The organism is Streptomyces sp. NRRL WC-3549 (assembly GCF_000721935.1).
Taxonomy (GTDB): domain Bacteria; phylum Actinomycetota; class Actinomycetes; order Streptomycetales; family Streptomycetaceae; genus Streptomyces.
Map to the genome: position 1 here is coordinate 24,929 of NZ_KL585424.1, position 7,064 is coordinate 31,992.

Here is a 7,064-nt window from a genome sequence, read left to right on the forward strand (position 1 = left end):
AGCTGGCCGACTGAGCGCGAGGCCCGACTCGATGCTTTCCGATGGCTCCACCGCTACAACATCCGCCGCCGACATTCCCGCCTCGGACAACGATCACCGATCGCCTTCGAGAACGCCCTTCAACACACACCAACTACGCTGACACAAGCCGCATAACCTGTGTCCAGGATTCGGGGTCAAGGCCCGTTGCCCAACATGACACATGCGTGATTGGCCCCTGGGTCGGCGCAGACGGTCCCGGTCCACCCCGTGTCGTGCCATGGGATCCGCACCGACAGGTGCTGTACATAGGCCATCGCTCGTCTCCCCGATAACGCGCGTTCATCTGTGATGATGCTCAGCCTAGACATCAGCACAGACAAGTCACCGCACAGATAGCGAGAGGCGGCATACGCCCACGCCTGACTGTGCGCCCGAAGCAGACGCGCACGAACTGACGTATGGCGATCCGAAAAGGGGCACTCGATGGATCGGACCTGTACTGCCCGCTCGGGCGCTCGGAACGAGCGCCTCTGCCTCCGAGGACAGAAGATCCGCCTTATCACGCTGTGTCCGCGGGACCGGGGAAGGGCGCACACCCTTGCCCGCCTCCCTTATGCCGTGGTGGTCGGCTTGTCCGCGGAGTCCTCCGCCGAAGAGCGAGGGCTGTTGTGTCCGGCCGCTCGGAACCCGGCCTCGTCCGGGTGGAGCTGGACCCGGGCCGAGCGCCAGGCGGCGTCGAACGACACGGTGCCATCGCTGGCTCGGGCAAGGCGCCAGGCCTGCCAGCTGGTCCGCGGTGCCAGCACCGCGCGTAAGAGGGGCAGCTTCATCAGCACTGTCTCCGTATGCCTCAAGAGCCGGAATTCTCAGAGGAGGGTGTCGCCGGGACAGGGACCTGGGCAGCCAGGTCCGGTTCTCCGAAGTCGTGGAACAGCGAGCGCAGCGTGACCAGCAGCGCATCGGCATCAGCTTCGGAGAGGCGGTCGACAAAGGTGTGGACGAGCTGCGCGATCACTACCCACCGTGACTGCGGGCTCCACCGCTGGATCTCCTGCACCACCCCGTCCACGTCCAGCCCGGGCGGCAGCACACCCAGACGGGCCGAGTTCTCGAGCATCAGATAGATCCGGGCCGAGGCGGGGGAGTGGAGGATTTCCTCGTGCATGAACTGCATACGGGCCTGTACCTGGCGGCGGGCCAGCGCGTCGAGTTCCAGCTCCCGGCGCGCCTGGGTGATCTGCTCCGCGTATGTGCGGACCTCTACCGCGACCGACACGTTCACGCAGGCCCAGCTGACCTCGAGTTCGTCTGTCCGCAGGGGCAGCGAGTGTGCAAGCAGACGGTTGATTTCCTGTTCTGCGGCAGCCGGCCGTAGCACCGTGGGCCGTGCTGCTGCCCGTTCGGTCAGCTGCCGAACGGTGCGGCTGGCTTCACCGGAGGGAAGACGGGACGCGGGCGTTGAGCGAGGGGCCTGCCACTCGGTGCGAAAGGCCACGGTGAAGTCCAGCCCCGGCTGAGAGCTGGTCACCTGGTCCTCGAACAGTTCCGGCTGTTGGTTGCGCAATCCCCACCTCAGCCAGTTCATGGTATTGGCCCACCTGTACCGGCACGCACGGGCCGGTACAGGGCGACCGAACGGCTGCGGTCGTGATCCAGGAGATCGACCAGCTCGTGACGCAGTCGAACCCGCTCGGGATCGGCATCGACGGCAGGGACGGGCTGCCACAGGTACAGAAGGTCACGCAGCCGGTGGCGGGGATGACTGCCGCCTGCCCGCCCCACGGTGTCCACCGCGCCGCGCAGCACGTTGAACGCGACCGGCCGCCGATCCGGATACTCCACGGCGGCGTCCATCCACAGACCGACCGCCCGCGCGCTCTCATCGGCCAACGAGCGCGAGTCCAGCAGTGTGCGCCACCCCGAAATCAAGTCCGTCAGAGGGAAGTCCGGCTGGTCCGGACCGGTGCTCAGCAGCACCGGCAGGCAGGGGTCCTCCTGCGAGAGCAGTGTGGCCAGCGCCAGGAAGGAACGACGGCCGGCCTCGGTCCGTGACGGGTCTGCTGAGCACCACTCCACCACTGAGCTGAACAGCGTCGGACGGGCCGAGGCGTCCGCCCACAGGTTGCGGACCGCCTTGTACAACGAGGCTTGCACGTCATCGTGGACTGTCTCTGCGGCATGGCGAAGCCGCCGCAGTGCCTTGCCGGTGTGGCGGCGGCCGAACTCGCCGGCGCAGACTTCCACGGAAAGTTTCTGCAGCGCTGCCCTGTCCGCGCCGGCGTTCTTCGACCAGCGCAGCAACACGGTATGCACGAAACGGCCCATGGTCGGATGAAGTGCCGCTGCGGAGATGAGGTCGACAGCTGCTTCCCACAGTGCGTCGTCGTCGCGCCACGCGATGACGACCTCCTCCAAGGGGTTGGCCTTGCCGTGCCGCACAGCCCACCGCACGGCGAACGTTCCGACCCGGTTGGCGAGCAGGAGGCGGTCCTGCGGTGTGAACGTCTCCAGAAACTTCGCTGTCTTGGCCATCGGGGCCTTCGCCATCCAGGCGAGAAAATCCTTGCGCGCCATGGGCCGGTCGACCCAGAAGTAGTTGAGTACTGCGTCGTCCCAGCCGGGTTTGGAGAACTGGACCGTGTCGTCCCCGGCCAGCTCCGCATCGATCGAGTCGACCATCTCGATGACGCCGGGCGAGCCCTGTCCTTCCAGAGTCACCGCCTCCGCCTTGTTGAGGTGCTCGGACAGCTCCGCGGTCTGTGCGTATACATGCGCTACGGGCGCGTTCTTGAACATGGCCGCTACGAGAAGGAAGTTCCGCTGGAAGCTGGTCCTGCCCTCCTTGCTGTGCCACTGCAGCAGGCTGGAGCGCCAGTTGTTGCGGGCTGCGACGACGTCCAGGACCTGCTGGGCGAATGCATCGGTGATGCTCTCGCTTGTCAAGGAGACTTGGCGTGGCACCTTGATGGCGTTGAGGATCAGGCTGACGACCTGCAGGACATCGGCGGGAGGCTGGTTGCGCAGAAGGCATGTGATCCGGTCGTCCTGCACCCACCTGGAGGCGTCCAGCTCAGGTGCCTCGGCGCGAAGCCATGCAGCGGCGATTTCTGTGGGATCAGGCCGTCCCAGCACGGGCACGACGCCGGGTGGTGCACCCAGGCAGATCCTCGCCCACTGCTGTGGTGTCGTGAGAACGACCAGACGCGAGTTCCGCTTGGCCAAGGTGTACTGAATCCTGCCCAGAACCGCACCGAAGTCATCTGCGACCGTGAACTTCTCCTCATCCGCGGGCAGTTCCAGCAAGTACGCAACGTTCTCTTCCAGCGGCAGCCGGCGTACCGGGAACCGCCTTCCGCCTCCGAAACTCAGTGGTCCGACCCTTGCTCCCGTGCGCTGACGCAGATCAGCGAGCAGTGCCTGTGCCGTGAACGACCGTCCCGCACCGGGCTCACGCTGGAGCACGACAACCGATCCCGGCTCCATGAGCTGCTTCAAAGCCGCCGCGTAGCCCTCAGGCGGTGCGAACACCGCCTGAACCGTGTCCAGATAGGCATCAGGCAGCTCGGAGTGCTCCAGCATCTGCTCCAGGACCGCTGTCAGCTTCACCCCGGTCATCTCACCGAAGTTGAACAGGGCCTCCTGCCGGAGATCCGCAACTGCTCTGGCCCGAGCCAGCGCCTGCTTCACACCAGGGCCAAGGCCCCTGACCGCATCGATGTCCTCCGGCGAAAGACCCGGATAGGCCGCCGGGCCTGAAACCGAATCATTGCCGCTGGTCAAACCTGTCCGCCGCACTTCGTTTACATGATTGTCCGTACCAGAAGGTGCGCGGGACAATGGCATGGGTAAGCCTTCTCCGGGCTCAGTTAAAGGCATAAAGACTCTCCGTCAGAGCGCCTTGCGGTGGATGCGGAATTCCTGTAGGGAACGTCAGCTGATTTCGTCGATTTCAGCTCCGACGATCTCCGCACCCTCGTGGACGGTGCCCGCCCTCTGCCGCACGCTGACATCGGCCGAAGCGGCGACACGGCGTACCTTCAGAGCCGCAGCCCGGCCGTGAACGTCGTCGAGGACCTGCTCGATCCGGACCCCGCTGGCCGGCCGGTTCTCCCCGGTGAACGTCAGCCGCTGCCCTTCGACCTCCTCCAGAACGGCACGCAGCCCGCCAAGACTGCGACGCAGCCGTTCATCATCCGCCCTGATCAAGTCCCTGTGATCGTCATAGACGCCCAGGACTTCCAGCAGGGACTCGATTCGCTGCACACGTTCCGGTGTCAGAGCCGCAGCGTCAAAGGCGGGAGGCCCCGGGATGCCGACCACGACCGCGGGCACCGCATCCAGCTCACCTGCCGCCGTCCCTTCGCGCCGTGTGGCCCGGCGGTCCAGAACCGCACCGGCCCGTCCGTAGAGAAATCCGAAAGCCTGCGTCAGAGCCGATACTGCCAGCACGGGAAATGTGAACGCGTCACTCAAATCAAGCCCCTCCCCTGGAGCACACCGAAATACCCCCTGATGCTCACACCACCCAGAGTCTGGCCACCGCGAAGCCACACGACACAGGAAACAGAAGGAATGACTGAAACTCCGCCGTCTCGGGAAAATCGAACCCGATACGAACACTGGCAAGATCAATTCTCGTGAATAGAGGGCCTGCCCAGGGCACGCGCCTATCCGGCCGCACCGTCCGGGTCCGTGGCATGACACCACAAGGGGTGCAGTCGGCAGGACGAGAGGCTGAAAAGCTCCCGCACTGCCGGCACGCCCCATTGCACGCAAGCCAAGAAGGAGCTGACCCGGTGCCTACCCGGCCAGGGCTCCCTGCTCATGAAGTACGCGGCGGGGGAGCCTCCTGGCTCACCGGTTCGCAGGCGGGCTGCCGCGGACCGGACCGGTGTCAGAGGCTGTCGAACAGCGTCTCCTGTTTGCTGCAGAGCTGGCGTGGCAGTACCAGCGACTGGACCTCATCGGGGGCTGAAAGAGCACTCCGGCACGCTTCACGCAACTCGGGAAGGGGACGGCGGGCGCCCAGAAGCCGCAGGAACTCCTGGGTGCTCCAGCCGATCAGTCTGCCCTGCCGGGCGAGGTACAGACTGACCTGACCGATCTTGAAACTGTCGTCGTAGTCGAGGAGCAGATACCCGGCGAGCTGGTAGAACTGCGGCCGACCGATTCGCTTGGGGTGGATGGTGGCCTTGCAGTCGATGAGGTTTCCCGCCGTGATGAAGTCCGCGTCGGCGCCCCCGACATGCCCGCTGCCAGCAAAGACCGGACCGCACACACGCTGGGCGGCAGGGAGCCGCAGGACTCCTTGCAGGGCTTTGGGATGGTCGGCCAGTGAGACCAGCGCGGCGATGTCACCGGCAACGTATCCGGGGACCTGATCGAGCAGCCCGTCGAGGCCGCGCGAGAGGTCTGCCTGCAGCAGAGGGCTTTTTGGGTGCAGTTGGCTGCGGAAGACCTCCTCGAACCAGCCTGCGGCGAAGCACAACCGGGCGACCTGCTCCTCGTCGGCGGGCTTCAGTAGCATGGCTCCGGGCAAGGCCGGAAGCTGCCCTTCGAGCCGTCGGAGAAGTTCCTTGCCTGCTTCAGCGACGGCCTTGCCTGCCGCGGCAGACCTGGCCTCGGCCATATCCATGGCCGTGAGCACGATGCCGGACGACAACGTCGAGCCCACAGGTGTGCCGAAGGCGATCCGCAGCCGCAGGTCGATGGCTTGACCCAGGGTGCCGTAACTGAAAGGGCCTGGAGGCTGTGGACTGACGGTGGGTGTAGCCAGGGGGAGCTGGGAGCGGAAGTCGCCGATCAGGGACGCCACGGCAGGCAGTTCCTTGCTCAGGAACCGGGAAATGGGGGAGTGGGCCTGGGCGAGGCTGCTGGTGAGACTCATCCCGGAACCACTCCGTGCGAGGCGACCGGCAGGGAAGACTGAGGGATCATGAAAGGCTCGATTCTGGCTCGGTGTATGGGTGCGATGCCCGTGAGGCCCGCCCGTCGTGAGGATCCCGGCTTATAGAGAGGAGGGAGACGACGGGCGGTGGATGCGCGGAGGCCGGGCGCAGCCGACGGCGGGAGACTGACCGGCCGTGGAATCAGGCGGGCGGTGCGGGGGGTTCCTTCACGGCACGCTCGATGAGATCCCGAAGGAGGCTCTGGACCCGCTGAGCGGGCACGATGACGGACGGAGACGCGCCCGCGGACGGCGCTCTGTCCTGGCAGCAATCGAGCTCGAACTGCACCGAGCCGTCCTCCTGAACGCGCCCCCATCGAGGCCGCGGAACCTGGCCGCAGCCCGGGTGAGGTTCGAAGCCCACCAAGCCCCGGATGGCCCGCGCATGGTGATGGCGAGGCAGCGTGCCCGCCCGGCTACAGCCGGTACACCGCAAAAGGTGCCTCACTCCACCCGGGCGGTCGGTGAAGCTCCAGCCCCCGCCTTCGGTGGTGTTACAGCTTGCGCAGACCGGCCCGCGAACAAAACCGTGCTCATGGCAATGATCCCAATACAGGGCTTGCCGCGGCTCGGGACACACACAGCACAAGAACGCGTCCGCGTTGGACCTCTTCGAGAGCGATGCATAGGCAACACCGGTGAGGTGGCCGGAGTAGGGGCGAGCACGTGAAGCCGCGCACGCAGCGCACACAGTGGTGAACCCGGTTGCGCTGGAGGTGCGGTGCTCCCACACATCCACTTTGCTCCCGCAGCCGCTGCACAAGCCGGCTTGGTCGGCCAGTTGCCGCTCAAGCTCCTCGGAGCGGTCCAGTAAAGCCGCGTAAGCGGCGGGCACCGTCCACTGCGTGCCAGACCAGGTGAGCAGGTGGAGCGGGTTCGTGCCGGCGATGACGCGGTTGCCGCACCGTTCCATGAACCGGTCCCACGTCAACCCGCATCCGAGGCCTTCAGCGTTCGGCACGTTGCAGTCACACCGTTCGGGCCTGTCGCACAGACAGCCCTCCTTGGCCTGCTCCACGTAGGCGGCTTCGTCCATCCACGCAGCGATGCGCGAGCGCCACGACGGCCCCACCCCAGGTTCTGGCCAGGCTGCGACCAGGTCATCCGGGTCGATGTCGAGGCTGGCCAGCCGCTG

General features: G+C 66.0%; 5 protein-coding genes. All 5 read right to left on the bottom strand.

What is annotated here, in order from left to right; all coding sequences use genetic code 11:
- Positions 1 to 832 precede the first annotated feature (832 nt).
- The gene (locus IH13_RS41335) at positions 833 to 1,567 is read right to left on the bottom strand and encodes a hypothetical protein (protein ID WP_051835945.1); all 735 of its coding nucleotides are present in this window, start codon (positions 1,565 to 1,567) and stop codon (positions 833 to 835) included.
- Positions 1,564 to 3,825, bottom strand: coding sequence for a hypothetical protein (locus IH13_RS38580; protein WP_234433410.1), 2,262 nt, complete (start codon positions 3,823 to 3,825; stop codon positions 1,564 to 1,566). Before IH13_RS38580 ends, IH13_RS41335 begins: the two co-directional genes overlap by 4 nt.
- A gap of 87 nt (positions 3,826 to 3,912) precedes the next feature.
- Positions 3,913 to 4,455 (bottom strand): hypothetical protein, encoded by a 543-nt coding sequence (locus tag IH13_RS43615; RefSeq protein WP_158791336.1) that lies wholly within the window; start codon positions 4,453 to 4,455, stop codon positions 3,913 to 3,915.
- A 421-nt stretch (positions 4,456 to 4,876) separates the two neighbouring features.
- Positions 4,877 to 5,869 carry a hypothetical protein gene (locus tag IH13_RS0127555; RefSeq protein ID WP_031088681.1) on the bottom strand — a complete coding sequence of 331 codons (993 nt, stop codon included), beginning with the start codon at positions 5,867 to 5,869 and terminating at the stop codon, positions 4,877 to 4,879.
- Between the two features lie 202 nt (positions 5,870 to 6,071).
- Positions 6,072 to 7,064 (bottom strand): endonuclease domain-containing protein (locus IH13_RS41340; RefSeq protein WP_082317725.1); only part of this gene is annotated, 993 nt, incomplete at its 5' end.